This window comes from Neoluteolibacter marinus (genome assembly GCF_014904755.1).
Lineage (GTDB): Bacteria > Verrucomicrobiota > Verrucomicrobiia > Verrucomicrobiales > Akkermansiaceae > Haloferula > Haloferula marina.
Window position 1 is genome coordinate 1 of the sequence record NZ_JACZFQ010000274.1, and the last position, 300, is coordinate 300.

Consider the following 300-nt stretch of genomic DNA (forward strand, 5'->3'; position numbering starts at 1 on the left):
ACGATGAAACTACCCCACGCAGACCACCTCGGCAAACCGCGCGGAGCCCCCGCGGGTGCGGCATGACGGTGCGTGCGGCTAGACTCGTGCGATGTCCGCGCCCAGGCGCGGGCACCGCGGACGGTCAGCGGACCCCGCAGCGTGTGCCACCGGCTCCAGCCGGGTCCCTCCGGCAGCGCGCGGCCCGCACGCCCACGGGGTGTAGCGCAGTGGCTAGCGCGCCTGCTTTGGGAGCAGGAGATCGCAGGTTCGAGTCCTGTCACCCCGACGCCTGTCCCCGTCGCCGTGCTGTGCGCGGTG

General features: G+C 73.3%; 1 tRNA gene. It reads left to right on the forward strand.

Going from position 1 to position 300, the window contains the following annotated elements:
• Positions 1-195 precede the first annotated feature (195 nt).
• Positions 196-268: transfer RNA gene (locus IG178_RS24825), tRNA-Pro, on the forward strand.
• The last annotated feature ends 32 nt before the right edge of the window (positions 269-300 follow it).